General features: G+C 65.8%; 22 protein-coding genes. 11 read left to right on the plus strand and 11 right to left on the minus strand.

The genetic code is table 11. The annotated features are described in order from the left end of the window. Positions 1-4 precede the first annotated feature (4 nt). Positions 5-2,521, plus strand: a complete 2,517-nt coding sequence (locus tag CH296_RS23470; RefSeq protein ID WP_045195424.1) for an RNA helicase — start codon at positions 5-7, stop codon at positions 2,519-2,521. Here CH296_RS23470 and CH296_RS23475 read toward each other — a convergent pair. Continuing rightward, entirely contained in the window at positions 2,508-3,446 is a 939-nt protein-coding gene (locus CH296_RS23475) for a hydrogen peroxide-inducible genes activator (RefSeq protein ID WP_094685823.1), read from the minus strand. The genes CH296_RS23470 and CH296_RS23475 overlap by 14 nt on opposite strands. Before the next feature lie 155 nt (positions 3,447-3,601). Here CH296_RS23475 and CH296_RS23480 point away from each other — a divergent pair, with 155 nt between their 5' ends. From CH296_RS23480 to CH296_RS23490, 3 genes are all read left to right on the plus strand, one after another. Next, positions 3,602-4,189 carry a peroxiredoxin gene (locus CH296_RS23480; RefSeq protein ID WP_032397906.1) on the plus strand — a complete coding sequence of 196 codons (588 nt, stop codon included), beginning with the start codon at positions 3,602-3,604 and terminating at the stop codon, positions 4,187-4,189. A gap of 1 nt (position 4,190) precedes the next feature. Then, complete coding sequence (locus CH296_RS23485) at positions 4,191-4,730, plus strand: carboxymuconolactone decarboxylase family protein (RefSeq protein ID WP_032397905.1); 540 nt, start codon at positions 4,191-4,193, stop codon at positions 4,728-4,730. Between the two features lie 77 nt (positions 4,731-4,807). After that, positions 4,808-5,479, plus strand: coding sequence for a PhzF family phenazine biosynthesis protein (locus tag CH296_RS23490; protein WP_094685824.1), 672 nt, complete (start codon positions 4,808-4,810; stop codon positions 5,477-5,479). On the opposite strand, the gene CH296_RS23495 is transcribed toward CH296_RS23490, so the two are convergent. Continuing rightward, positions 5,469-6,113: a hypothetical protein gene (locus tag CH296_RS23495; protein WP_032397903.1), complete on the minus strand. Its 645-nt coding sequence runs from the start codon at positions 6,111-6,113 to the stop codon at positions 5,469-5,471. The two genes, CH296_RS23490 and CH296_RS23495, sit on opposite strands and share 11 nt — an antisense overlap. Positions 6,114-6,151: 38 nt before the next feature. On the opposite strand from CH296_RS23495, the gene CH296_RS23500 reads away from it, so the two are divergent. Continuing rightward, entirely contained in the window at positions 6,152-6,382 is a 231-nt protein-coding gene (locus CH296_RS23500) for a hypothetical protein (RefSeq protein WP_032397902.1), read from the plus strand. Here CH296_RS23500 and CH296_RS23505 read toward each other — a convergent pair. Both CH296_RS23505 and CH296_RS23510 read right to left on the minus strand, forming a co-directional pair. After that, on the minus strand, positions 6,366-7,616 hold the full coding sequence (locus CH296_RS23505) for an aspartate aminotransferase family protein (RefSeq protein WP_032397901.1): 1,251 nt from the start codon (positions 7,614-7,616) through the stop codon (positions 6,366-6,368). The genes CH296_RS23500 and CH296_RS23505 overlap by 17 nt on opposite strands. A gap of 14 nt (positions 7,617-7,630) precedes the next feature. Continuing rightward, complete coding sequence (locus CH296_RS23510; protein WP_254924118.1) at positions 7,631-8,293, minus strand: Pr6Pr family membrane protein; 663 nt, start codon at positions 8,291-8,293, stop codon at positions 7,631-7,633. A 68-nt stretch (positions 8,294-8,361) separates the two neighbouring features. Here CH296_RS23510 and hrpA point away from each other — a divergent pair, with 68 nt between their 5' ends. After that, positions 8,362-12,258, plus strand: coding sequence for an ATP-dependent RNA helicase HrpA (hrpA, locus tag CH296_RS23515; RefSeq protein WP_094685825.1), 3,897 nt, complete (start codon positions 8,362-8,364; stop codon positions 12,256-12,258). Positions 12,259-12,270: 12 nt separating this feature from the next. Here the strand turns inward: hrpA and nrdR are convergent, their stop codons facing one another. After that, positions 12,271-12,735, minus strand: coding sequence for a transcriptional regulator NrdR (nrdR, locus tag CH296_RS23520; RefSeq protein ID WP_008716872.1), 465 nt, complete (start codon positions 12,733-12,735; stop codon positions 12,271-12,273). A gap of 100 nt (positions 12,736-12,835) precedes the next feature. After that, positions 12,836-13,246 carry a hypothetical protein gene (locus CH296_RS23525; RefSeq protein WP_094630082.1) on the minus strand — a complete coding sequence of 137 codons (411 nt, stop codon included), beginning with the start codon at positions 13,244-13,246 and terminating at the stop codon, positions 12,836-12,838. A 384-nt stretch (positions 13,247-13,630) separates the two neighbouring features. Here CH296_RS23525 and lexA point away from each other — a divergent pair, with 384 nt between their 5' ends. Further along, a complete protein-coding gene (gene lexA, locus CH296_RS23530) occupies positions 13,631-14,314 on the plus strand; it encodes a transcriptional repressor LexA (protein ID WP_032398406.1) in 684 nt (227 codons plus the stop codon). A gap of 77 nt (positions 14,315-14,391) precedes the next feature. On the opposite strand, the gene CH296_RS23535 is transcribed toward lexA, so the two are convergent. From CH296_RS23535 to ptsP, 3 genes are all read right to left on the minus strand, one after another. After that, a complete protein-coding gene (locus tag CH296_RS23535; protein WP_094685826.1) occupies positions 14,392-15,534 on the minus strand; it encodes an acyl-CoA dehydrogenase family protein in 1,143 nt (380 codons plus the stop codon). A gap of 152 nt (positions 15,535-15,686) precedes the next feature. Further along, positions 15,687-16,958 (minus strand): uracil-xanthine permease family protein, encoded by a 1,272-nt coding sequence (locus CH296_RS23540; RefSeq protein ID WP_179275522.1) that lies wholly within the window; start codon positions 16,956-16,958, stop codon positions 15,687-15,689. Positions 16,959-16,980: 22 nt separating this feature from the next. Then, positions 16,981-18,711 carry a phosphoenolpyruvate--protein phosphotransferase gene (ptsP, locus tag CH296_RS23545; protein ID WP_032397897.1) on the minus strand — a complete coding sequence of 577 codons (1,731 nt, stop codon included), beginning with the start codon at positions 18,709-18,711 and terminating at the stop codon, positions 16,981-16,983. Positions 18,712-18,881: 170 nt separating this feature from the next. Here ptsP and CH296_RS23550 point away from each other — a divergent pair, with 170 nt between their 5' ends. The 4 genes from CH296_RS23550 to CH296_RS23565 are packed head-to-tail and all read left to right on the plus strand — an operon-like array spanning position 18,882 to position 23,012. Further along, on the plus strand, positions 18,882-19,649 hold the full coding sequence (locus CH296_RS23550; RefSeq protein WP_032397896.1) for a DeoR/GlpR family DNA-binding transcription regulator: 768 nt from the start codon (positions 18,882-18,884) through the stop codon (positions 19,647-19,649). Continuing rightward, a complete protein-coding gene (locus CH296_RS23555; protein WP_032397895.1) occupies positions 19,646-20,656 on the plus strand; it encodes a 1-phosphofructokinase family hexose kinase in 1,011 nt (336 codons plus the stop codon). The genes CH296_RS23550 and CH296_RS23555 overlap by 4 nt, the downstream gene beginning before the upstream one ends. 9 nt (positions 20,657-20,665) lie before the next feature. After that, positions 20,666-22,711: a fructose-specific PTS transporter subunit EIIC gene (locus CH296_RS23560; RefSeq protein ID WP_094685827.1), complete on the plus strand. Its 2,046-nt coding sequence runs from the start codon at positions 20,666-20,668 to the stop codon at positions 22,709-22,711. Between the two features lie 43 nt (positions 22,712-22,754). Beyond that, positions 22,755-23,012, plus strand: a complete 258-nt coding sequence (locus CH296_RS23565) for an HPr family phosphocarrier protein (protein ID WP_032397893.1) — start codon at positions 22,755-22,757, stop codon at positions 23,010-23,012. 21 nt (positions 23,013-23,033) lie between these two features. Here CH296_RS23565 and CH296_RS23570 read toward each other — a convergent pair whose 3' ends face one another. Continuing rightward, the gene (locus CH296_RS23570; protein ID WP_256980553.1) at positions 23,034-24,089 is read right to left on the minus strand and encodes a hypothetical protein; all 1,056 of its coding nucleotides are present in this window, start codon (positions 24,087-24,089) and stop codon (positions 23,034-23,036) included. Positions 24,090-24,130: 41 nt separating this feature from the next. Then, the gene (hflX, locus tag CH296_RS23575) at positions 24,131-25,681 is read right to left on the minus strand and encodes a GTPase HflX (protein WP_256980554.1); all 1,551 of its coding nucleotides are present in this window, start codon (positions 25,679-25,681) and stop codon (positions 24,131-24,133) included. Between the last annotated feature and the right edge of the window lie 59 nt (positions 25,682-25,740).

Consider the following 25,740-nt stretch of genomic DNA (forward strand, 5'->3'; position numbering starts at 1 on the left):
AGAGGTGCTTCTCACCGAACTGATTCCCGATACCGCCGCCGCTCGGTCCGACGGCGTCGACCCGGACGTCCTGTTCGACACGTTCACCACCTGGACTGCCGATCGCGGTCTGACCCTGTATCCCGCGCAGGAGGAAGCTCTCATCGAGCTGGTCTCCGGCTCCAACGTCATCCTCGCGACGCCGACCGGATCGGGTAAGTCGATGGTGGCCATCGGAGCCCACTACGCCGCGATGGCCGCGGGCATACGCAGCTTCTACACCGCGCCGATCAAGGCACTGGTCAGCGAGAAGTTCTTCGCTCTATGCGAGATCTTCGGTGCTCAGAACGTCGGCATGATGACGGGCGACGCGTCGGTCAATTCCGGAGCCCCGATCATCTGCGCCACCGCCGAGATCGTCGCGAACCTCGCCCTGCGTCAGGGCCGCGGCTCCGACATCGGCCAGGTGATCATGGACGAGTTCCACTACTACTCCGAGCCCGATCGGGGGTGGGCCTGGCAGGTGCCGTTGATCGAATTGCCGCACGCCCAGTTCCTGTTGATGTCCGCGACCCTGGGCGATGTCTCGTTCTTCCGGGACGATCTGACCCGGCGCACCGGACGCACGACCACCGTCGTCTCGGGCTCCGAACGTCCGGTTCCGCTGATGTTCTCGTACGTCACCACTCCGATCAGCGAGACCATCGAAGAACTGGTGGAAACGCATCTCGCGCCGGTGTATGTCGTACATTTCACGCAGGCCGCGGCACTCGAACGAGCCCAGGCGCTGACGAGCGTCAACGTCGCGTCCAAGCAGGAGAAGGCCGAGATCGCCGAGGCCATCGGTGCCTTTCGCTTCACCACAGGTTTCGGGAAGACCCTGTCGAGACTGGTTCGGCACGGCATCGGGGTGCACCACGCCGGCATGCTTCCCAAGTATCGACGGTTGGTCGAGAAGCTGGCGCAGGACGGTCTGCTCAAGGTGATCTGTGGAACGGACACGTTGGGGGTGGGCATCAACGTTCCCATTCGCACGGTGTTGTTCACCGGACTGACCAAGTACGACGGCATCCGCACCCGCAAGCTTCGGGCCCGCGAGTTCCATCAGATCGCGGGACGCGCGGGCCGAGCCGGCTACGACACCCTCGGCACCGTCGTGGTGGAGGCCCCCGAACACGACATCGAGAACGCGCGTCTGGTGGCCAAGGCCGGCGACGATCCGAAGAAGCTCAAGCGTGTGCAGCGCAAGAAGGCACCCGACGGTTTCGTCTCGTGGGGTGAGCCGACATTCGAGCGGATCATCGCCGCCAGCCCGGAGCCGCTCACGTCCCGGTTCTCGGTGAGCAACGCGATGTTGCTCAATGTCATTGCCCGGCCGGGCAATTGCTTTCATGCCATGCGACACCTGCTCGAGGACAATCACGAGACCCGGCCCGCTCAGCGCAAGCACATCTTACGGGCGCTCTCGCTCTACCGTGGTCTGGTCGATGCGGGCATCGTCGAGCAACTCGACGAGCCGGACGCCGACGGTCGACATGCTCGACTGACGGTGGACCTGCAACCGGACTTCGCGCTCAATCAGCCGCTGTCGACGTTCGCGGTCGCGTCCTTCGACCTGCTGGACGCCGAATCACCGACCCATGCCCTCGATGTGGTGTCGATCATCGAATCGACCCTCGACGATCCGCGTCAGATCCTCATGGCACAGCAGCACGCCGCGCGCGGCGAAGCGGTGTCGCAGATGAAGGCCGACGGCATCGAGTACGACGAGAGAATGGAGCTGCTCGAGGAGGTCACGTGGCCGAAACCTCTTGCAGAGCTGCTCGTTCCGGCATTCGAGATCTACCGCGGCACCCATCCGTGGCTCTCCGAGGTCGGCCTGTCGCCCAAGTCCGTGGTCCGCGACATGGTCGAGCGCGCGATGACGTTCGCAGAATTGATCAGCCACTACGGTCTGATGCGGTCCGAGGGACTCGTCCTGCGGTATCTCGCCGACGCTTATCGCACACTGCGCCAGACGGTTCCGCCGGAGTCTCGAACCGAAGAGGTACAGGACATCACCGAGTGGCTGGGTGAGCTCGTTCGGCAGGTGGATTCGAGCCTGCTCGACGAGTGGGAGAACCTCACCGATCCCGGTGCCGAGCCGGAAGCGCTCGTGGAGGCGTACGGATCCGACGTGCCGCGTCCGATCTCGGCCAACCCGCGAGCCTTCCGAATCCTCGCGCGCAATGCGATCTTCCGCCGCGTGGACCTGGCGGCGCGCCGACAGTGGAACACGCTCGACGACCTCGACGACGGCCCGGACTGGGAGGCCGAACTCGAACCGTTCTTCGCCGAATACGGCTCGATCGGAACCGGCCCGTCGGCCCGTGGCCCCGCATTGTTCACCCTGAACGTCGGTGCGGAGTCCACGACGGTGCGTCAGGTGTTGGAGGACCCCGACGGGGACCACGGCTGGTCGCTCGACGCCGTCGTCGATGTGCCCGAGTCCGATGCGGCAGGCGAGATCGTGTTCGACGAGATCGTGATCACGCCCGGCTGAGGCCATCTGCTTGGCCGGCACGAACCTCGGTGGCGAGAAGACTTGCCAGCGCCCGGTATTCGGCCGAGCGCGCACTCGTGGATCGGTGCACGAGACCGATCGTGCGGCCGGGAGCCGGGTGTGCGAATTCCGCGGTGGACAGGCCCGCACGAGCGACCTCGACCTCGACGGCGCTGCGCGGCAGCAGCGTCAGACCCAGCCCGCCTGCAACGCACTGCACCACCGTGGTCAACGACGCCGCCCGGGTAGAGCTCGCGTCGGGTGCGATGTCGACCGAGCGGCACAGGTCGAGGGTCTGCTCGCGCAGGCAGTGCCCCTCGTCGAGCAGGAGCAGAGGCAGGCCTCGGAGGTCGGCGACGTCCAGATCCCGCCGCCCCGCCAGTGGGTGCTCGGCAGGTAACGCGAGCACGAAATCCTCGGTGTACATGGATATTTCGATCAATCCCGGGTCGGCGAGGGGCAGCGCGAGAACGGCGACGTCGAGGTCACCGGAGCGGAGTGCGTCGAGCAGTCGGGCGGTGTGATCCTCCACTATCCTCGGCACGAGGTCGGGGTACTCGGCGCGTACGGCCGGGAGTACTGCCGGGAGCACGTACGGTGCCACGGTCGGAATGATTCCGAGCCTGACACCACCGGTCAGGTGGCCACCCAATCCTGCTGCGGTAGCGACGAATCCGTCCACCGCGTCCAGTGCCGCGGTGGCCCGAGCGAGCAACTGACCGCCGGCAGGCGTCAACAACACCCGGCGAGTGCTGCGCTCGATCAGCTGCACTCCCAGCCCCTTCTCGAGCGCAGCAAGAGCCTGCGACAGCGAAGGCTGGGTGATACTCAGTTGCGCTGCGGCAGAACCGAAGTGGCGATGACGTGCGATCGCTGCGAACGCCCGCAGATGCGACAGGGTCGGCTGATAGCTTCGATCGGTCACGCCTATCAGTGTAGTGCCACTCATCACGTTTACCTTTGACCACACTTTTGGCACACTCGTACCGGTCGGCCGGGCTCGTACGGCTGCAGTCACGCCACCGACCCCGAACCGCTCACATACGGAACCGACGCGATCATTCGACACGAGGAGACCACATGGCACTGTTGACAATTGGCGACCAGTTCCCTTCATACAACCTGACCGCCGTCATCGGCGGAGACCTGTCCAAGGTGAACGCTCAGCAGCCCGACGATTACTTCACCACCGTCACCAGTGACGATCATGCAGGCAAGTGGCGCATCGTCTTCTTCTGGCCCAAGGACTTCACGTTCGTGTGCCCCACCGAGATCGCCGCGTTCGGCAAGCTGAACGAGGAGTTCGAGGACCGTGACGCACAGGTCCTCGGTGCGTCGGTGGACAACGAGTTCGTCCACTTCCAGTGGCGGGCACAGCACGACGAGCTCAAGACCCTCCCGTTCCCGATGCTGTCGGATCTCAAGCGTGAATTGGCTGCTGCCACGGGTGTTCTCAACGCCGATGGTGTCGCCGACCGCGCCACGTTCATCGTCGACCCCAACAACGAGATCCAGTTCGTGTCGGTCACGGCAGGCTCGGTGGGCCGCAACGTCGACGAGGTCCTTCGAGTTCTCGATGCCCTGCAGTCCGACGAGCTCTGCGCCTGCAACTGGAAGAAGGGTGATCCCACCATCGACGCAGGCGAACTGCTGACGGCGAGCGTCTGACATGACGATCGACAACCTCAAGAACGCCGTCCCCGAGTACGCCAAGGACCTCAAGCTCAATCTCGGTTCCATCGCCCGTTCCACGGTGCTCAGCGAGCAGCAGCTGTGGGGCACGCTGCTGTCGGTGGCGGCAGCGTCGAAGTCCGCGACGACGTTGAAGGAGATCGCCGAGGACGCTGCCGATTCACTGTCGGCCGAGGCGTACAACGCGGCACTCGGTGCGGCGTCGATCATGGGCATGAACAACGTCTTCTACCGAACCAAGGGATACCTCGGCGGCAAGTACGACGATCTGCGCGCCGGCCTGCGCATGAACATCATCGGCAACCCTGGCGTGGACAAGGCCGACTTCGAGCTGTGGTCGCTCGCGGTGTCGGCCGTCAACGGGTGCAACCACTGCCTGGAGGCACACGAGAAGACCCTGCGCGCCGAGGGCGTCGACCGCGAGAAGATCTTCGAGGCCATCCGTGCCGCGTCGATCGTCGCAGGTGTCGCTCAGGCGATCGAAACGGGGCGAATCCTCGACGGTGCCGCCGTCTGAGCGTCGTCTCGCACTGTTCACCGAACGAGGGATCCGCGGCCGCGGGTCCCTCGTTCTGCGTTCGGTACCATCCGGGCATGGCTACCGACATCTCCGTCGTCCGAGTGTTCACCGATGCCGACGGCAGGTTCGGCAACCCCCTCGGCATCGTGGCCGCGGGCGACGTGGACGAGGCCGACAGGCAGCAGTTCGCCGCCGAGCTCGGCTTCAGCGAGACGGTGTTCGTCGATCGCACCGAGTCCGGTACGGCCTCGGCGACCATCCACACCCCCGCCGTGGAGCTGCCCTTCGCCGGACATCCCACGGTCGGACTCTCGTGGTGGCTCCGCGAGCGGGGACATCCCGTCGACGTGCTCACCGTCCCTGCCGGACCGTTGAGCATCCGCTACGACGGCGAGCACACCTGGGTTCGCGCTCGCGTCGACTGGACTCCGCAGTTCACCTTCCATCGGGTTCACGATGCGGCCGAGGTGGCGGCAGCCGATCCGAGTGCCTACGACAGTGGGCACCACTACGTCTGGGCCTGGACCGACGAGGAACACGGCACGCTGCGATCGCGCATGTTCGCACCGATGATGGGTATCGCCGAGGACGAGGCGACCGGTGCTGCCGCCGTCCGGCTGACCGGTGAACTCGGCCGGAGCCTGAACATCGTGCAGGGAGCCGGATCTCGGTTGCGCACCACCATCGGCGACGGCTGGGTGGAACTGGGCGGACGCACCGCGGCGGACGCGTCGATCAGCGTGTGACGGGTACGTCCACTTCGATTTCCTCGCCGAGACGAACTCCGTCGGCCAGTGGCAGTCGGTCGCCGCTCCAGAACTTTCCCGGGTCGAACCAGTTGGCTTTCTTGTTGCCCGTGAGCAGACCCATCGCGTCGTAGGTCATGGCGACCACCTCGGCGCAGTAGGCGGTTTCGAGTGCCGCTCCCTCGCGTCGGTTGCGACGCAGTGCGGGGACTCGGCCCCGGAACCACCGACCGGCGAGCGCCGCAGTGGTCGGGAACGCGGTTCCGTCCATGCGGGCGATCGTGCGCAGCAGGGCGTCCTCCTGCGCAGTCGTCACGGACTCGTCCAATTGCCGCAGCCAACAACGCTGTTCGTACTTCGTGGCCCACTGGGTGACGGCCGCACGCAGATCGTGCAGCTGAACCCCGCGTTGGAAATTTCCGCTCCACATGTCCTGCAACGACTTTCCCAGTTCGGCGTGCCACATCAGCGGAGGCAGGTCGTCGATCACGACGGCCATTCCGACGTGGTTGACGGGACTGTTGGTCAGTGCCTGGATAGCGCGATCGGCGTTCGACTGTCCGCGGAAGATCCAGATGTCGCCCGTTCTGGTGGCCTCGACTGCAGTATCGAGGCTGATTCGCGACGGATTCATGGTCCACACCCTAGATCTCGTGACGGTACGGTGGCCGGATGAACGTGTGGAAGGCCCTCGGTCTCGCCGGGATGGTCGGTGTCGCGGCCACCGGGGCGTTGGTGGTCCGATCCGAACGCAAGCGTCGCGCATACGCGCCCGAGGAAGTACGAGATCGGCTGCACCGGCGCTTCGCCGCCGTCCCCGACGAGCCGCAGCCCGCAGCTGCTGCCCCGCGCTCACGCGGACAGCAGCTGCGCAGCAGGCTCCGGTTCAGCCGAGCGCGCTGAGGATTCGCGCGGCCAGCTCTTCGATCTCGGCATTCGTCATGACGAATGCCGGCGAGATCTGCATCGCCCCCTGACCGGCCGCGCGACTGGACACACCGTGCGCTCGAAGCGTCTTGACGAAGGGCAATGCCTCGGCCGGGTCGGCGAGCTGCACGGCGGCAACCGCACCGATTCCGCTCCGGATCTCCGAGACCCTCTCGTGTGCGGCCAACGGCGCGAGGTGGGTGTGCAACGCCGCCTCGATGCGCTTCGAGTGTGACAGCAGTTCCTCGCGCTCGATGATGTCGAGGTTGGCCATCGCGGCCGCGGCCGCTCCGGCATGGCCACCGTAGGTGTACCCGTGCCGCCACCACACGCCGCCCGCGAAGAACGGCTCGGCGATCGTCGGGGCGATGAACACCGCACCCATCGGTACGTATCCGGACGTGAGCCCCTTGGCGGTGGTCATCAGATCCGGTTCGAGCTCGAATCGAGTGGAGGCGAACCAACTGCCGCCGATACGGCCGAATCCGGTGACGACCTCGTCCGCGACGAACAGTACGTCGTTGTCGCGGCAGATCTGCCGCACCTCGCGCAGGTAGCCCTCCGGTGGGAGGTAGATGCCGCCGGCACCGATCACGGGCTCGCAGAAGAATGCGGCCACGTTCTCGGCACCGACCTCCTCGATCAGTGCCAGCAGCGACTTCGCGTCGTCCCACGCCACCGTTCGGGCGTCGGACATGAGCTCGCCGTAGTGCTCCTTGTTCACCGGAATGCCGGCCAGCGCTGTTCCCGCGACGTGCATCCCGTGGTAGGCCTTCTGCCGGCCGACGATCAGTGTCTTGCTCGGTCGACCCATTTCGACCCAGTAGCGCCGGGCGAGTTTCGCGGCGGTGTCGATGGAGTCCGAGCCACCCGAGGTGAAGAAGATCTTGCTGCCCGGTACCGGGGCGATCGCCGCGAGACGATCGGCGAGTGCCAGTGTGGTCTCGGGTACGAAGTCACCGAAGTTCGAGTAGTGGGCGATCGAGCTCAACTGCGTCGCAACGGCGTCGGCGATCTCCCGACGGCCGTGGCCGACGTTGGTGAACCACAGGCCCGCGGTGGCGTCGAGGTATTCGGTACCCGCGTGGTCGTAGATGTAGGCACCTTCACCGCGGGAGACGACGAACGGGCCGCTGGTCGTGACGGCTCCCATGTCGGCGAAACCGTGCCAGAGCGCGGAAGAGTGTGTGGTTCCGGTGGCAGAAGACATGCGGTACACAGTAGTCACGTGGTTCCGGCCGAGCCCGATCCGTACCTCCACCGTCCGGCGATCCTCCCGAGTGCACCGACCGCGAGAGCCATCAACGCGAAGGCGACGGTGAGAACGAGCAGGCCGATGGCGAGCGCGAGGTAGCCCTGGACGCGTGGGTCGAGGAACGGATAGGGATACCAGTCGACAACGGGCCCACGGACGAGGGTGTAGATCCCGTAGAGAAGCGGAAACAGCAGCCATGTCAGGCTGCGCGATTCCGAGATCTGCCGTCGCGGTGGCGTGAGGATCCAGTCGATCAGCAGGACGACGGGCATGATGCGGTGCACCACGTTGTTCGTCCACGGATCCGCCACGCCCACATCGATGTTGGCGAGCAGTACGGCGTAGATGATTCCGGTGATGACCATGTAGAGGGTGACGGCACCCCGAACGAGCTGCCAGTGCGCTGCGCGTGGATCGACGACGCCGCCGACCAGCAGCACCAGCACCGTCAGCACGTTGCTCATGACGGTGAAGTAGCTGAAGTAGTTGGCCAGCGAGAACGTCGTGGAGGCGAGACCGTCCAGGACGATCGAGATCAGTGCCGAGGCGGTGAGCGCCGCGAACAGTACGCGCAACGTCCTGATCGGTACGGGAGTGCGCGGCTGGACCATCACATCCTGCGAGATGCTCATGTGGCGATCCTGGCACAGTCACGACCTGCATTCGGTGGCACTGCCGAAACCGATATCCTGGGTGAAGTATGTCTACCTCGAACCCGTCCGTTCAGCGTCGCGCTCTCGCCACACGTCTGGCCCAGGTCACCATCCGCGACGAGAACCGGCTGCGGCGGCGATTGGACAAGGCGCGTACCGACGACGCGTTCGCCGCACTCGACCGCGACATCACCCGCGCCGAGACCGTGGTCGCCAACCGCCGCGCTGCGGTGCCCAAGCTCGAATTTCCCGAGTCACTTCCGGTCAGTCTTCGCAAGGACGACATCGCCGCGGCCATCGCCGAGCACCAGGTGGTGATCGTCGCCGGCGAGACCGGCTCCGGCAAGACCACTCAGATCCCCAAGATCTGCCTCGAACTGGGGCGCGGGATCCGGGGCTCGATCGGTCACACACAGCCCCGTCGACTCGCCGCTCGCACCGTGGCCGAACGTATCGCCGAGGAGGTGGGTGAACCACTGGGTGAATCCATCGGCTACAAGGTGAGATTCACCGATCAGTCCTCGGATGCGACCCTCGTCAAGCTGATGACCGACGGCATCCTGCTGGCGGAGATCCAGCGAGACCGGCTGCTCCGCCAGTACGACACCCTGATCATCGACGAGGCCCACGAGCGCAGCCTCAACATCGATTTCATCCTGGGCTACCTCGCGCAGCTCCTCCCCCGCCGACCCGACCTGAAGATCGTCATCACCTCGGCGACGATCGATCCCGAGCGTTTCGCTCGGCACTTCGCGCGCGACGGCGTGCCCGCGCCGATCATCGAGGTCTCCGGCCGCACGTTCCCGGTCGAGATGCGCTACCGGCCACTGACCGTCGACGCCGGGGACACCACGATCGATCTCGACCCCGTCGACGCGACGTGCCAGGCCGTCGACGAGTTGATGGCCGAGGGCGACGGTGACATTCTGGTGTTCCTGTCCGGTGAGCGCGAGATTCGCGACACCGCCGACGCCTTGAACGATCGAAATCTGCGCAACACCGAGATCGTTCCACTCTATGCGAGACTCTCTGCGGCCGAACAACATAGAGTGTTCTCCCCGCACTCGGGCAGGCGCGTGGTGCTCTCGACGAACGTTGCGGAAACATCGCTGACGGTCCCCGGAATCCGCTACGTGGTCGACCCGGGTACCGCCCGAATCTCGCGATACTCGTTGCGTACCAAGGTTCAACGACTTCCCATCGAGCCGATATCCCAGGCATCGGCGCGGCAGCGGGCCGGCCGCTGTGGTCGCGTCGCCGACGGCATCTGCATCCGGCTGTACTCGGAGGAGGATTTCGAGTCACGTCCGCAGTTCACCGAGCCGGAGATTCTGCGTACCAACCTGGCGTCGGTGATCCTTCAGATGACCGCACTCGGGCTGGGCAAGATCGACGCGTTCCCGTTCGTCGAACCACCCGATCCGCGGAGCATCCGAGACGGAATCGGACTGCTCGAAGAGCTCGGGGCACTGAAGCCTGCTACCAAGGACGGCACCGCGGAGCTCACCCCCATCGGCCGGGAACTCTCGGCGCTTCCGGTCGATCCACGGATGGCGCGAATGCTGGTCGAGGCCAACGGCAACGGATCTCTCCGCGATGCGTTGGTGGTCGTTGCCGCGCTATCGATCCAGGACGTTCGGGAGCGGCCGGCAGAGCATCAGCAGGCGGCGGACGAGAAGCATGCGCGCTTCGCGGTGGAGAACTCCGACTTCCTCGCGTACGTGAAGCTGTGGACCTATTTGCGCGAACAGCGGAACGAGTTGTCCTCCAACCAGTTCCGCCGTATGTGCCGCACCGAGTTCCTGCACTACCTACGTATTCGCGAGTGGCAGGATCTGCACGGTCAGCTACGTCAGATCACCCGTGGACTCGGGTGGACGGTTCCCGACGCCGACTCCACCGAGACCGCGCTGCATCAGTCGCTGCTGTCCGGACTGCTCTCGCACATCGGGCTCCGGGAGGGTGACAAGCGTGAGTTCCTCGGCGCGCGTGGGGCTCACTTCGCGATCTTCCCCGGGTCGGGTCTGTTCAAGAAGCCCCCGCGCTGGGTCATGGCCGCCGAATTGGTCGAGACCGGACGCCTGTGGGGCCGGATGGCTGCGCGCATCGAGCCCGAGTGGGCCGAGCGGTTGGCGCCGCACCTGGTCAAGCGGACGTACTCGGAGCCGCACTGGTCCATCAAACGGGAATCGGCGATGGCCTACGAACGGGTGACGCTCTACGGCATTCCGTTGGTGACGCAACGTCCGGTGAACTATCACCGCATCGACGCCGAGGCGTCTCGAGAGCTGTTCATCAGACATGCGCTGGTGGAGGGTGAATGGAAGACCCAGCACGCGTTCTTCCACAAGAACCGGGCGCTGCTCGACGACGTGGGTGAACTCGAACATCGCGCTCGGCGACGAGACATCGTGGTCGACGACGACGCTCTCTTCGACTTCTACGACGCACGTATCGCCCCGGAGGCGGTGTCGGCGCGACACTTCGACACCTGGTGGAAGAAGGCACGCCGACAGGACCCGCACCTACTCGACTTCACCACCGACACCGTCGTCAACTCCGACGCGGCCTCGGTTCTGACCGGCGCGTATCCCGACGCATGGCGACAGGGCGAGATCCAGTTCCCACTGACGTATCAGTTCGAGCCGGGCACCGCGGCCGACGGAGTCACCGCGCGCATTCCGATCGCGCTGCTCGCTCAGGTACAGCCGGTGGGCTTCGACTGGCTGGTCCCGGGAATGCGCGGCGAGCTGGTCACCGCATTGATCAAGACGCTACCGAAGGCACTGCGGCGCAACGTGGTTCCGGCTCCCGACTTCGCGGCCGCGGCGTTGGCGGCCATGAAGCCGCGCGCGGAAACTCTGGTGACGGCGCTGGCCCGTGAGTTGTCCCGGGCTGCCCGGTGCGACATCACGGCGAAGGACTTCGACCCCGCCGCGCTGCCCGAGCACCTGAAGATGACGTTCGCGGCCGTCGACCCGTCCGGAAAGGTGCTGGGCAGCAACAAGGATCTGACTGCTCTTCGGACGAGCCTGTCGGGTGAGGTCGGCCGTCAGGTGGCGAGCGCGGTCGGCGACGCGGAGCGCGCACCCTCTCTGGCCTGGACCTCCGGCACGCTGGGTCGGTTGGAGCCGACGGTGACTCGGCAGGTCGGTGGACAGAAGGTCACCGGCTATCCGGCGCTGGTTCCGGAAGGACCCGGCGTCGCGGTGCGGGTCCTCAGCACCCCCGCCGAGGCGCGGGCGGCAATGCGCTCGGGAACCAGAACTCTGCTTCTGTCGACGGCTCCGAAGGGCACCAAGGCATTGCTGGCCGGCCTACCGACCGCGGAACGTCTTGCACTGGGCCAGAATCCGTACGGTGGAGTCGACGCAATCCTCGAGGAGTGCCGAGTACTTGCGGTCGAAGAGGCCATGGATGCGCACGGAGGACCGGTCCGGGATCCGGATGCCTTCGAGAAACTGAGGGCACTCGTCAACGCCGAGGTTCCGCAGCGCACCGCTGCGATACTGGCGTTGGTTCGCCCGGTGTTGACCGCCGCCCTGGCGCTGTCCGCACAACTTCAGTCCTCCTCGGGCGAGCCGGCGGACGATGTTCGGGAACAGTTCGACGGCTTGATCTTTCGAGGGTTCGTCACCGAATTCGGCTCTCGCAGACTCGCAGACCTGCCGCGCTACCTCGCCGCGGCGACCAAGCGGTTGACGACGCTGCCGAGCAGTGCAGGCCGGGACGCGGCTGCGATGGACGTACTCGATCGGGTGTACGCCTCGTACGGGCGACTGTTGGATTCGCTGCCGGAGAGCAGAAAGAACAGTTCCGGGGTTCAGGAACTGTTCTGGATGATCGAGGAGTTGCGCGTCGGACTGTTCGCGCAGGGCATTCGCACGGCGTACCCGGTGTCGGAGAAGCGCATCGAGAAGGCGATCTCGGACCAGCGTCGCTGATGGGCGGGCCTGTCAGTCGATGTCTGCGGACTCGCGGTGCTTGCGCAGTTCGTGGATTTCCTTCTCGAAGTCTTCTGCCGAGCTGAACGAGCGGTAGACGGAAGCGAAGCGCAGGTAGGCCACTTCGTCCAGGTCGCGGAGTGGACCGAGAATGGCCAAGCCCACTTCGTTGCTGGGGATCTCCGCGGATCCCGCTGCACGGATGGCGTCCTCGACCTGTTGTGCCAGTAGGTTCAGCGCGTCGTTGTCGACATCTCTGCCCTGGCAGGCGCGACGGACTCCCTTGACGACCTTCTCTCGGCTGAACGGCTCGGTGACACCACTGCGTTTCACGACGGCCAGCACTGCGGCCTCGACCGTGGTGAATCGGCGACCGCACTCCGGGCAGGAGCGACGACGCCGGATTGCTTGCCCCTCGTCCATCTCACGCGAGTCGACCACGCGTGAGTCGGGATGCCTGCAGAACGGGCAATGCATGAGGGATCCTCCGTCGTAGCCGATGCTCCGACGACGAGCACGCACATCGGGGCAGTCTGTCGAGGATACTCAGTCTCCTCGAACCCGACGGTGCCGGTGGTCATCTGCCGGGCGTGTACTCGACGACAGCTCCGTCGTGCACCTCGACCACACCCGCCGGTTGCGCGCCGGCATCGGGGGCGACGGCCCGCAGGTTCGCGATGCCGATCAGCCCGCCCGCCACCACCAGGACCGCCAACACCGTCAGCACGATCGAACGCATCCGAACCGGCTGGCCGGCAAAGTGCGCCGAGGTCGCGTCGAACTCGCGATCGGCCTGCTCGCGATCGGTGACATCGGTCCACGACGAATCGAGGACCGGGAGGCACGGTGAACTCTGTGTGCGGGGTCCCGTGACACCGTGCGTTCCGATGGGACTCTGCAGAACGGGACGCGCCCGGCGGCGGCGCTCGACGGCAGTGGATCGGGCGCGGACACCGGCGGCGGTGGGGCGATCGGTGATGATGGTCATCGGAACCTCGACTTCGCTCGTTGGATCGATTGTTCGATCAGGCGTTCGATGGACGCTTGTTCGAAGTTCTATCACGAGCCTCCGACAAAGTCTGCAGAAAACGCGACACGAGTCGAACAGATGTTTGATTCAACAGCTGATACACGCTAGATTCGTGTCAGAAACCACACGCCACACGAGTCGACACCATCAACTCCAGTCCGCGCAGACCTACCACGCAGACCGGATCCAGGACACCAGCAGGAGGCCGACAGCATGAAGGACGAGACCTCGACGAGGTCGACCACGCTTTCCACGACCACCGGTTCCAAGGCGACCGGAGCCAGGGCCACCGCACCGAAGGCCGCAGCGGGTAAGCCTGCCGCGGAACCGACATCCAAGGCCATGGAAGTCGGCACCGACATCAGCGCGGGTCTGACGGAGCGGCAACGGAAGGTACTCGAGGTCATTCGAGCTTCGGTGACCGAGCGCGGCTACCCACCGAGCATTCGAGAGATCGGTGACGCGGTCGGCCTGACATCGACCTCCTCCGTCGCTCACCAGCTCCGTACGCTCGAACGCAAGGGTTTCCTCCGGCGCGACGCCAACCGGCCCCGCGCGGTCGACGTCCGCGGTCTCGACGAGGTGCAGGCCGATCAGGCAGCCGCCGCGGTCGACGGATCGCAGGCGTCCGAGGAGCAGGATCGGTTGCCTACCCCGACATTCGTGCCGGTACTGGGCCGGATCGCTGCAGGCGGTCCGATTCTGGCCGAGGAAGCCGTCGAGGACGTCTTCCCGCTCCCCCGCGAGCTGGTCGGACAGGGTTCGCTGTTCCTGCTCAAGGTGGTCGGTGAATCGATGATCGACGCGGCCATCTGCGACGGTGACTGGGTGGTGGTTCGTCAGCAGTCCGTGGCCGACAACGGCGACATCGTCGCTGCGATGATCGACGGCGAGGCCACCGTCAAGACGTTCAAGCGGTCCAAGGGCGAGGTGTGGCTGCTGCCGCACAACCCGCTGTTCGAGCCGATCCCGGGCAACAACGCCGCGATCCTCGGCAAGGTCGTCACCGTGATGCGCAAGCTGTAGGGATCGTCACCGAGGTGACACGCGAAGGGCCGCAGCACAGGAGTGCTGCGGCCCTTCGCGTGTCTCGGATCAGCGGATCACAGATTCAATCCGCGGCCGATGATCTCCTTCATGATCTCGGTGGTGCCGCCGTAGATGGTCTGTACACGGGAATCCATGTACGCCTTGGCGATCGGGTATTCCTTCATGTAGCCGTAGCCGCCGTGCAGCTGCAGGCACCGGTCGATCAGTTTGACCTGATTCTCGGTGGTCCACCACTTCGCCATGGCGGCTTCTTGCACAGTCAACTTGTCTGCGTTGAGCAGTTCGATGAACTTGTCCACCATGATGCGGGTGGCGGTGGTTTCGGTGGCCAGTTCCGCCAACACGAAGCGCGTGTTCTGGAACTTGCCGATCGACTTTCCGAAGGCCTTGCGGTCGCGGCAGTACTGGATCGTCATGTCCAGTGCCGATTCCATTGCCGCGGCCGCGACGACGGCGATCGACAGGCGTTCCTGCGGCAGATTCTGCATGAGGTAGATGAAGCCCATGCCTTCCTCGCCCAGCAGGTTGGCGGCGGGCACGCGAACGTCGGTGAAGCTGAGTTCGGCGGTGTCCTGGGCCTTCATGCCGATCTTGTCGAGGTTGCGGCCTCGCTCGAATCCGGGCATGTCGCGTTCGACGACCAGCAGGCTGAAGCCCTGCGCGCCCTTCTCGGGGTCGGTGCAGGCCACGACGACGATCAGGTCGGCGTTGATTCCGTTGGTGATGAACGTCTTCGAGCCGTTGAGCACCCAGTCGTCACCGTCACGTACGGCCTTGGTCTTGATTCCCTGCAGGTCGCTTCCGGTTCCCGGCTCGGTCATCGCGATCGCGGTGATCAGTTCGCCGGAGCAGAATCCGGGAAGCCAGCGCGCCTTCTGCTCGTCGTTCGCAAGATCGATCAGGTACGGCGCGACGACGTCGTTGTGCAGGGTGAAACCGATACCGCTGTATCCGCCGCGGGTGGTTTCCTCGGTGACGATGGCGTTGTAGCGGAAGTCCTTGACTCCGCCGCCGCCGAATTCCTCGGGCGCTGCCGTTCCGAGGAAGCCCTGCTTACCGGCCTCGACCCAGACGTCGCGATCGACGATGTTCTGCTCTTCCCACTTCGCGTGGTTCGGCGCTACGTGCTGATCGAGAAATTTCCGGTACGACTCCCGGAACAGCTCGTGCTCGGGCTCGAAAAGTGTGCGTTCCACGAATGTCTCCTTGTTCGGTGCATACCGGCAGCGACCACGCGAAATCTCTACGAATCTCGATCGCCGGTACGACTGACGTCACAGGGAAACACTACGTCCGCGGCGTCGGGGCGGTCGATGACCAAAACGCGCGCGATCCGTGACCGACCCCGCTAACGACCTCGGGTGCCTGCACTCCTGGCGAGCGCCGAGACGATCGGGTACCCCAGCAGGATGCCCACCGAACCCCAGGCGATACCGCCGAGTTCGACCGATCCGACGGACAGTGTCAGGTCACCGATTCCGGCGACCAGCGCCGCAGCAACGACGATGAGATTGACCGGGTCGGTGAAGTCGACCTTCGCGTCGGTCCAGATGCGTACGCCGAGAAGCCCGATCAGGCCGTACAGCACCAGAGTTGCGCCGCCGATGACTCCGTCGGGGACGGTGAAGATCAGCGCACCGAACTTGGGCGAGAACGCGAGCACCATCGCCGTGATCGATGCGACCCAGTACGCCGCGGTCGAGTACACGCGGGTGGCGGCCATGACACCGATGTTCTCCGCGTAGGTGGTGGTTCCCGAACCGCCGCCTGCTCCGGCGAGTGTGGTCGCCAGCCCGTCGGCGATCAATGCGTCACCGGCCACGTCGTCGAGGTTCTTGCCGGTCATCGCGGCGACGGCTTTGACGTGTCCCACGTTCTCGGCGACGAGGACGATCACCACCGGCAGCGCCACGAGGATCACCGACAGCTCGAAGGACGGACCGCGGAACTCGGGCAGACCGATCCAGCTCGCCGCGCTCAGTGCGTCGAGACGCGGTTGCGCGATGCCCCCGGTGACGGCGGCGAACACCCAACCCACGACGACACCGAGCAGAATTCCGAGTCGCCCGATCAAGCCGGGTCCGAGCGCCGTCGCCAGCAGAATCGCGATCAGGGTGACGGCTGCGATCAGCGGCTGTGCCTCGAACGACGTGGTGGCGGCCGGTGCCAGGTTCAGCCCGATGAGCACGACGACGGCACCGGTCACGACGGGCGGCATGGCCGCGTCGAGTACCCGTTGGCCCGCGAACTTCACCACGAAGCCGACGGCGGCCAGTACGAGGCCGACACACAGGACCGCTCCGAGTTGGGCGGCGGGTCCGTTCGCTTGGGTGGCGCCGAGCGGGGCCAGGAAAGCGAAGGACGAACCCAGGTAGCTGGGAACGCGCCCTCGAGTGATGACGAGGAAGAGTGCCGTTCCTATGCCCGAGAACAGCAGCGTCGTCGATACCGGAAATCCGGTGATCGTCGGAACCAGCAGTGTCGCACCGAACATCGCGACGACGTGCTGCATTCCGATACCGATGGTGCGTGGCCACGTCAATCGTTCGTCGGGTGAGACCACCGCCCCGGCCTCGACGGTCTTTCCGTTTCCGTGCAGCGTCCAACCCAGAGTTCTCATGATGGAAGGCAACACTATTGGATCAGCCGAGGATCGCGCTCACTGCCTCGCGGGCGGCGGCGGTGCTGTCCGTTTTCAGGGCTGCGGCGGCCGCTTCCTTGCACTGGTCGAGCGTGACCGTCGCCAACTTCGAACCCACGTGCGCGACGGCAGCCGATGCAGCGGACAGAGAGGTGATGCCGAGGCCGACCAACACACAGGCCAGGAGCGGATCGGCAGCGGCCTCGCCGCAGACCCCGACCGGCTTGCCTGCCTTGGCTCCCGCGGCAGCGGTGTGGGCGACCAGTGCCAGTACCGCCGGCTGCCACGGATCGGTCAGGCCTGCGAGCTGAGCGGACATGCGGTCGGCGGCCATCGTGTACTGCGCCAAGTCGTTGGTGCCGATGGACAGGAAGTCGACGTGCTCGAGGATGTGTTCGGCGAGCAGCGCGGCTGCGGGTACCTCGATCATGACGCCGGGGGTGAGTCCTCGTTCACGGACGTCGGCGGCGAAATCCTTCGCCTCCAACGCGGTTGCGATCATCGGAGCCATCACCCACGGGGAGGAGTCGGTCGCCTTCGCGGCTGCCGCGATGCCGTCGAGCTGCCGGTACAGAATCCCGCGGTCGGCCTCGGCGATGCGGATTCCGCGAATGCCGAGGGCCGGGTTTGCCTCGTCGGGATGCGTGGCGAACCGAAGCGGCTTGTCCGAGCCTGCGTCGAGCGTCCGTACGACGACCTTCTTGCCCGCGAACGCGTCGAGTACCTGGGCGTAGATCTCGGCCTGCTCGTCGACGGTGGGTTCGGAGTCGCGGTCGAGGAAGCACAGTTCGGTACGGAACAGTCCGACGCCGTCCGCTGCACTGGATCGCGCCGCGCGAGCACCGGCACCGTCCTGGACGTTGGCGAGAATGTCGACCGCGTGGCCGTCGGCGGTGGTACCGGGACCGACCCACTGGGACACCCGGTCGAGCTCGTCGCGGGCGGAGACGACGGCGGCGCGGGCCGACTCGGCATCGGGTTCGAGTTCGATCCGGCCGCTGGTGCCGTCCACCGATGCGTTCGTACCCGCGGCGATGTCGTCGAGGCCTGCCACGGCGACGATGCACGGAATGCCCAACTGACGCGCGATGATCGCGGTGTGGCTGGTCGGACCGCCCAGCGAGGTGGCCAGACCCACGATCAGCGCGGGGTCGAGGCCGGCGGTGTCGGCGGGTGCCAGGTCGTCGGCGAACAGCACGGACGGTTCGTCCGGCACCGGAACACCGGGCTCCGGAACGCCGAGGATCTCGGCGATGACGCGATCACGGATGTCGCGCAGGTCGGTCACGCGCTCTGCCATCAGTCCGCCGAGCTGGGTGAACATCGCGGCGAACTTGTCCGTCGCCGCCGCTGTCGCGGTGACGGCCGAACTGCCCTTGGCGATCGAGGAGCGCGCGGCTCCCAGCCAGCCGCGGTCCGTTGCCATCGCGGCGTTGGCCGACAGGACTTCCGAGGCAGCTCCGGTCGCCAGCTCCGCGCGACCGCGCAGTCGAGCGGCGACGGCGTTCGCTGCGGCGTCGAAGACGTCCTTCTCGGCATCTCGATCCGCCTCGGCCACCTCGCCGGTATCGGCAGGGATGGCGGGACGGGCACCGGGGCGGATCACGCGGCCGTATCCCACGCCGGGCACGACCGGCGTGCCGTGCAGCGTGGTCTGCGCTGCTCCGGTTCCGGCTGCATCGACTGTCGTGTCTCTGTGTCCGGTCGAAGCGGTGCTAACCGATCCCGTCATGTGGTCCTCCTCGGATCCTGCGTGAACAAAGGTCTTCGTACTGTCCGGCGAGCTGTGGTGGGGGCCATCAGTCGCTTGTGTTGTGACCGAGATTACTCCAAACCCTTGACATGTCAACACACACGGGCGTAAAACAACATAAAGCAACATCAACGAGGAAGGAGACGCAGGTGTACGCAGAAGAACGACAGCACTCCATAGCCGAACTCATCAGCACCCAGGGCCGCGTCTCCGTCAACGATCTCTCCGCCACCTACGGCGTCACAACGGAAACCGTGCGCCGTGATCTCGCCACCCTCGATCGAATGGGTGTCGTGCGCCGCGTACACGGTGGCGCAGTGCCCGCATCGGCACTGACCACACTCGAACCGGGCGTCTCGGAACGAGAGTTCACCCGGGCCGATCAGAAGGACGCGATCGCGGCCGCCGCCCTGTCCTTCCTCCCTCCCGTCGGAGGCAGCGCCGTGTTCGATGCCGGCACCACAACCGGTCGACTCGCCGGTTTGCTTCCTCACGATCGCGAACTGACGTTGGTGACCAACTCGGTCCCGATCGCCGCGCGCGCCGCGACGATGTCGAATGTCAACCTTCGACTACTCGGCGGGCGGGTACGCGGGACCACCCAGGCGGCAGTCGGCGACGAAGCGCTGAGCGCCCTCGAATGGCTCCGGGTGGACGTCGCGTTCATCGGCACCAATGCCATCAGCGTCGGGCACGGACTGTCCACTCCCGACAGCGACGAGGCAGCCGTCAAGCGTGCAATGGTCGAGGCAGCCAATCATGTCGTGGTGCTGGCGGATTCCTCGAAGATCGGCCGCGAGCATCTGGTCAGCTTCGCCCGAGTGGGCTCCATCGATGTCATCGTCACCGATAGCGACATCTCGATAAATGACCGAAAGAATCTCAGCGACAAAGGAATCGAGGTGGTGATCGCATGATGGTCACACTCACGGCCAACCCGAGCATGGACCGGACGGTCACACTCGACACGCCGCTCGTCCGTGGCGGCGTCCACCGGGCATCGACGTCGGCCATCGACCCAGGAGGCAAGGGCGTCAACGTCGCTCGCGTTCTCGGCGGATCGGGAGTCGGGGCGTTGGCAGTTCTCCCGGCCAACGTCGGAGACCCCCTGCTCGACGCGATGGCCGCGAAGGGAGTGCGGTATTCCGCGGTTCCGACGTCGGGTCCGGCGCGGACCAACATCACGGTGAGCGAAGTCGGTGGCACCACCACCAAGATCAACGAGCCCGGTGCCACGGTGTCGGAGCGGACCCGTGCGGAGCTGCGGGAGCGGATACTCGCTCTCGCAGTCGATGCCGAATGGGTGGTTCTCTCCGGTTCGCTCCCGCCGGGCCTCCCCGTCGACTGGTATGCCGAGCTCGTCACTGCCCTGCGTGCCACGTCGGCGAAAGTCGCGGTGGACACCTCCGACGAGCCGTTGCTCGCTCTCGCCGCTGCCTTCCCGGAGTCGGCACCCGATCTGATCAAACCCAATTCCGAGGAACTCGCCCAACTCACCGGGTACGATTCCGAAGAGCTGGAAAGCGCAGCGGCGCAGGGTGATCCGACGGCTGCCATCGCAGCCAGCACGATCCTTCTCGGCCGAGGCGTCGGCGCGGTACTTGCCACTCTCGGCAGTGCCGGAGCCGTACTGGTCACCGAGGACGGTTCCTGGTACGCCAGCCCGCCCCCGATCACCGCGGTCAGCACGGTCGGCGCAGGCGATTCCTCGCTCGCCGGCTACATCCTCGCCGACGCCGAGAACTGTTCCGATGCAGACAAACTCCGCCGCGCCGTCGCCTACGGAACGGCAGCGACCGCGCTTCCAGGCACCACGCTTCCCCTGCCCGAGCAGACCCACCCGAATTCGGTGACGGTCCGTGCGCTCGACATCCCCACCTCCGTCACTCCGTCCACGCTCTCCCCTTCTTCGAACCGTCTCTAGGAGCCTGCAATGTCCACCCCCACCGAAGATCAGCAGATCATCGCCGAGGATCTGATCCTCCTCGACGCCGATCTCGGCGAGTCCAAGGAAGCCGTCATCGAACGCCTCGCAGGCGTTCTGGCTACCGCGGGTCGCGCAACCGAAACCGATGCCCTGCGCGACGCCGCTCTGGCACGCGAGGCGCAGTCGGCAACCGGCCTGCCCGGCGGCATCGCCATCCCGCACTGCCGCTCCGAAGCGGTCACCTCGGCCTCTCTCGGATTCGCCCGCCTGAACCCTAAGGTCGACTTCGGTGCCCCCGACGGCCCCGCGGACCTGGTGTTCCTCATCGCCGCTCCTGCCGGTGCCGGTTCGGCCCACATGAAGCTGCTCTCGAGCCTGGCGCGCGCACTGGTGAAGCCGGAATTCGTCACCTCCCTGCGCAACGCGTCCTCGGCTGCCGAGATCGTCACCCTCGTCGACGGGGTCATCAACCCCGCCGCCAAGCCGGCCGTGACGGCCCCGGCCGCAGCTCCCGTGTCGACTGCCAAGCACAGCGCGGCCGCCACCCCGGCCGAGACCACTGCCCCGAAGCACATCGTCGCAGTCACCGCCTGCCCCACCGGAATTGCGCACACCTACATGGCTGCCGATTCACTCGTCGCAGCGGGCGAGCGTGCCGGAGTCACCGTTCACGTCGAGACCCAGGGCTCGAGCGGCAGCACGCCGCTGGACCCCTCGATCATCGCCGGAGCCGAAGCAGTCATCTTCGCCACCGATGTGGGCGTCAAGGGTAGGGAGAGGTTCGCCGGTAAGCCCGTCATCTCCTCGGGCGTCAAGCGCGCCATCAACGAGCCCGACGTCATGCTCACCGAAGCCCTTCGCGCTGCGCTGAACCCGGACGCAGCCCGCGTCGGCGGTACCGCAGTGGCCGCAGGCTCCACCGAATCCGCAGGCGAACTCGGCTGGGGCACCCGCATCCGCCAGATTCTCTTGACCGGCGTCAGCTACATGATTCCGTTCGTCGCCGCCGGCGGTCTGCTGATCGCCCTCGGCTTCCTGCTCGGCGGATACGAGATCTCCGGAGTTGCCGAGGACATCGTCGTCAACAACTCCATCACCTCCCTCCCCGAAGGCGGAATCGCCGCCTACCTCGGTGCCGTGCTCTTCCAGATCGGCGCACTGTCCTTCAGCTTCCTGGTGCCCGCACTGGCCGGCTACATCTCCTACGCCATCGCCGACAGGCCGGGACTCGCACCAGGCTTCACCGCCGGTGCGGTGGCCGTTCTCGTCGGCGCAGGCTTCATCGGCGGCCTCGTCGGTGGTCTCATCGCCGGCTTCGTCGCACTGTGGATCAGCAAATGGAAAATCCCCGCGGTACTGCGTGGCCTGATGCCCGTCGTCATCATCCCGCTGTTCGCCACCCTCATCGTCGGCGCGATCATGTTCCTGCTGCTCGGCAAGCCGCTCGCCGCGATCACCAGCGGACTGACCGACTGGCTCAACGGTCTCAGCGGCTCCTCGGTCATCATCCTCGGCATCATTCTCGGCCTGATGATGTGCTTCGACCTCGGCGGACCGGTCAACAAGGCTGCCTACGCATTCGCAACCGCAGGCCTGTCGGTCACCGACACCGCATCACTGCGCATCATGGCAGCAGTCATGGCCGCAGGTATGGTGCCGCCGCTGGCCATGGCACTGGCCTCGACCGTTCGCTCGCGTCTGTTCACCGAAGCCGAGCGTGAGAACGGCAAGGCAGCCTGGTTCCTCGGAGCAGCATTCATCTCCGAGGGTGCCATTCCGTTCGCCGCGGCCGACCCGTTCCGCGTCATCCCCTCGATGATGGCCGGCGGCGCAGTCACCGGTGCCATGATCATGGCCTTCGACGTCACCCTCAGCGCTCCCCACGGCGGAATCTTCGTGTTCTTCGCCATCGGAAACATCCTGTGGTTCATCGTGTCTCTGGCCGTCGGCACCATCGTCTCGGCGTTCCTGGTCGTCTCGGCCAAGCAGTTCGTCAAGGGCAAGAACGCCCCGACCGAGGCCGAGCTCGATCCGGCACTCGCCACCGTCTGACACTCGCTACGATCGCAACAACCCCACTACGAAGGAGCACCACATGCCCAGCACCACAGTCGCCGTCGGATCCTCGATCGGTCTGCACGCTCGACCCGCAGCACTGATCGCCGACGCCGTCGCCGAAGCCGGCGTGGACGTCACCCTCGCAGTGGCCGACTCCGAGCCCGTGGACGCAGGTTCGGCCCTGATGATCATGACGCTCGGTGCCACCAAGGGCACCGAGGTCACCGTCAGCAGCGACGACCAGGCAGCACACGACAAGGTGGTCGCCCTCGTCGAAGCGGACTTGGATGCCTGACCAGACTGTTTGGCCAAGCTCCTAGCGAGCACGCATCGATCGCCGGACGGTGAATCCCACCGCTCCGGCGATCAGCACCACACCGGCAGCGACGGCCGCTCGGAATGTCCATTCCGACTCCGTCGCTGTCGGCGTCTGTGCCGACTGCTCGGGAACGACGGTCGGCGATACCGGCTCCACAGCAGCAGGTTCGGGGGCAGACATCTCGAGATCGACCGCGTCGGGGACCCTCAGGATCGGCGGAAGCGTGGCCTCCGCGGATCCGAATCCGGCCTCGGATGCGATGAGCAAGGAACCGTCGTCGGTGAAGACCGATGCCTCGCCCTGCGGCTGGTCGGGCAACGGCACCACGGCGCGAGGCGCTGTCGGATCGACCAACGCCGACGCGATGTCCCCGTCCGGCACGCGGAACAGGTAGGAGTCGGTGTAGGTGCGCACTGCGGCCACGGCACCGTCGGCGCTCACCGCTCCCCCGGTCGCCAGTATCGATCCGACCACGAACGGCGGCCCACCGACAGTGTCGGTCGCCGTGAACGCCAGATTCCCGACCTTGCGCATCGGCGTCGGGCCAGGGCTGGACAGATCTGCGACCGATTGGTCGGCGGCGGGTACGTACACCCCGCTCACGCCCGAGAGATCCTTTGTCACGATCACCGGCCTACCACCGGGCTCGATCAGTATCGTCTCGGCGTCGTGCGCGCCGTCGGGGTAGGTCAATCGGTACAATTCGCCCGCGCCCGAGGCCGGGTCCATTCGCGTCAATGCCACTGTGTCGCGGCGCATCCGATTGTCGCCGATGTCCGCCAACCACAGCGAGCCGTCGTACGACGTCAGGTCCTCGACGTCGTACGGGTCGACGGGCACGTCGATCCATCGCGCGACCGCGCAGTTCGCATCGAGTTCGGCGACCCGATCATCGGCTCCGCTGTCTCCGATCGCGTAGAGGACGCCGTCGATCGAGGTCAGCCCCGACAACTCCGCGAGTCCAGGATCGGTTGGACCACAATAGGTTTCGGTCTCGATCGGTGCACCCGAGGCGACTCCCCCGAATGCGGCGGCCGAGGCCACGACAGCCACGACAGCACCGCGGGCCACCAGCCGTGGTCCCACCACCGAGGTCAGACGCTGGGCACGATCGCCGTGAATTCGACGAGCGCCGCCGCAAGCGATTGCGGCACACGAGCTTCCACACGCGTGCCCTCTTCCTCGTGGGCCGTCTTCACGATCCGGCCGTCGGTGTGGATTCGCGCGACCAGATCACCACGGGTGTAGGGCACGAGAACATCGACCAACACGTCCGGCTCGGACAGGATCTCGGCCAGATGATCTCGCAGAGCGTCGATTCCCTCGCCGGTCTTGGCCGAGACGAATCGAGCGCCGTCGAGCAGCCCGCGCAGCTGAGTCAGTTGAACCGGATCGGCAGCGTCGATCTTGTTGACCACCAACAACTCCGGCGGCATCTTCGCGTCCTGCTCGCGAACCACCTCGGTGATCACCTCACGCACGGCCTTGATCTGATCGATCGGAAGAGGATCCGAACCGTCGACCACGTGCAGCAGCAGATCTGCATCGGTGACCTCCTCGAGCGTCGAGCGGAACGCCTCGACCAACTGAGTCGGAAGATGCCGAACGAAGCCGACCGTGTCGGTCAGCACGATCTCGCGACCGTCCTCGAGCGTCGACTTGCGCGTGGTGGGATCGAGGGTGGCGAACAGAGCGTTCTGAACCAACACACCGGATCCGGTCAGCGCATTGAGCAGACTCGACTTGCCTGCGTTGGTGTAGCCCACGATAGCGATCGACGGCACCGTGCCGCTCAGGCGCTGTTCGCGTTTGGTGTCGCGGGCCTGCTTCATGCCCTTGATCTCACGGCGCAGCTTGGCCATCCGCTCACGGATGCGTCGACGGTCGGTCTCGATCTTCGTCTCACCCGGTCCGCGCAGACCCACACCACCGTTGCTGCCTGCCCGTCCACCGGCCTGCCGCGACATGGATTCGCCCCAGCCGCGAAGCCTGGGCAACATGTATTCCATCTGCGCGAACGCGACCTGCGCCTTGCCTTCTCGTGAGGTCGCGTGCTGGGCGAAGATGTCGAGGATCAGCGCGGTGCGGTCGATGACCTTGACCTTGACGACCTTCTCCAGCGCATTGAGCTGAGCAGGGGTCAGTTCACCGTCGCAGATCACCGTGTCGGCGCCGGTCGCGAGGACGATGTCGCGCACCTCCTTGGCCTTACCGGAACCGATGTACGTCGCGGCATCGGGCTTGTCGCGTCGCTGCATCAGCGCTTCGAGCACCTCCGAGCCGGCGGTCTCGGCCAATGCAGCCAGTTCGGTCATGCTGGACTCGGCCTGCGCGGCCGTGCCGGTGGTCCAGACTCCGACCAGCACGACGCGTTCGAGCCGCAGCTGCCGGTACTCGACCTCGGTGACGTCGGTGAGCTCGGTGGACAGGCCGGCCACTCGACGCAGCGCGGTGCGGTCTTCGAGCTGCATGTCGCCGGAGGACGGGGAATTCTCGTCGCCCAGCGGAGACCGAGCCAGTCGTCTCGACCACGCGTCGGACTCTTCTCGGGTCCAGGCGGATTCGGTTTCGGGAGCGCCGTCGATGTCGTCGCGACCGTCGTCGACCGGCTCGCCTGCAGGGGATGTTCCATGTGAGTTCGTCATACGAGCTCCATGATCCACGAAAAGCCCAGCGTATGCACGCGGGTTTCGGTCCACGTGGG

Origin of the sequence: Rhodococcus sp. 14-2496-1d, assembly GCF_002259365.1 — a bacterium.
In the GTDB taxonomy this organism is placed as follows: Bacteria; Actinomycetota; Actinomycetes; order Mycobacteriales; family Mycobacteriaceae; genus Rhodococcoides.

What these genes read in the sequence shown, in the direction of transcription:
- CH296_RS23480 (WP_032397906.1), top strand. Translation starts at nt 3,602, where the DNA reads ATGGCACTGTTGACAATTGGCGACCAGTTCCCTTCATACAACCTGACC.
- CH296_RS23485 (WP_032397905.1), top strand. Translation starts at nt 4,191, where the DNA reads ATGACGATCGACAACCTCAAGAACGCCGTCCCCGAGTACGCCAAGGAC.
- CH296_RS23490 (WP_094685824.1), top strand. Translation starts at nt 4,808, where the DNA reads ATGGCTACCGACATCTCCGTCGTCCGAGTGTTCACCGATGCCGACGGC.
- CH296_RS23495 (WP_032397903.1), bottom strand. Translation starts at nt 6,113, where the DNA reads ATGAATCCGTCGCGAATCAGCCTCGATACTGCAGTCGAGGCCACCAGA.
- CH296_RS23500 (WP_032397902.1), top strand. Translation starts at nt 6,152, where the DNA reads ATGAACGTGTGGAAGGCCCTCGGTCTCGCCGGGATGGTCGGTGTCGCG.
- CH296_RS23505 (WP_032397901.1), bottom strand. Translation starts at nt 7,616, where the DNA reads ATGTCTTCTGCCACCGGAACCACACACTCTTCCGCGCTCTGGCACGGT.
- CH296_RS23510 (WP_254924118.1), bottom strand. Translation starts at nt 8,293, where the DNA reads ATGAGCATCTCGCAGGATGTGATGGTCCAGCCGCGCACTCCCGTACCG.
- hrpA (WP_094685825.1), top strand. Translation starts at nt 8,362, where the DNA reads ATGTCTACCTCGAACCCGTCCGTTCAGCGTCGCGCTCTCGCCACACGT.
- nrdR (WP_008716872.1), bottom strand. Translation starts at nt 12,735, where the DNA reads ATGCATTGCCCGTTCTGCAGGCATCCCGACTCACGCGTGGTCGACTCG.
- CH296_RS23525 (WP_094630082.1), bottom strand. Translation starts at nt 13,246, where the DNA reads ATGACCATCATCACCGATCGCCCCACCGCCGCCGGTGTCCGCGCCCGA.
- lexA (WP_032398406.1), top strand. Translation starts at nt 13,631, where the DNA reads ATGGAAGTCGGCACCGACATCAGCGCGGGTCTGACGGAGCGGCAACGG.
- CH296_RS23540 (WP_179275522.1), bottom strand. Translation starts at nt 16,958, where the DNA reads ATGAGAACTCTGGGTTGGACGCTGCACGGAAACGGAAAGACCGTCGAG.
- ptsP (WP_032397897.1), bottom strand. Translation starts at nt 18,711, where the DNA reads ATGACGGGATCGGTTAGCACCGCTTCGACCGGACACAGAGACACGACA.
- CH296_RS23555 (WP_032397895.1), top strand. Translation starts at nt 19,646, where the DNA reads ATGATGGTCACACTCACGGCCAACCCGAGCATGGACCGGACGGTCACA.
- CH296_RS23560 (WP_094685827.1), top strand. Translation starts at nt 20,666, where the DNA reads ATGTCCACCCCCACCGAAGATCAGCAGATCATCGCCGAGGATCTGATC.
- CH296_RS23565 (WP_032397893.1), top strand. Translation starts at nt 22,755, where the DNA reads ATGCCCAGCACCACAGTCGCCGTCGGATCCTCGATCGGTCTGCACGCT.
- hflX (WP_256980554.1), bottom strand. Translation starts at nt 25,681, where the DNA reads ATGACGAACTCACATGGAACATCCCCTGCAGGCGAGCCGGTCGACGAC.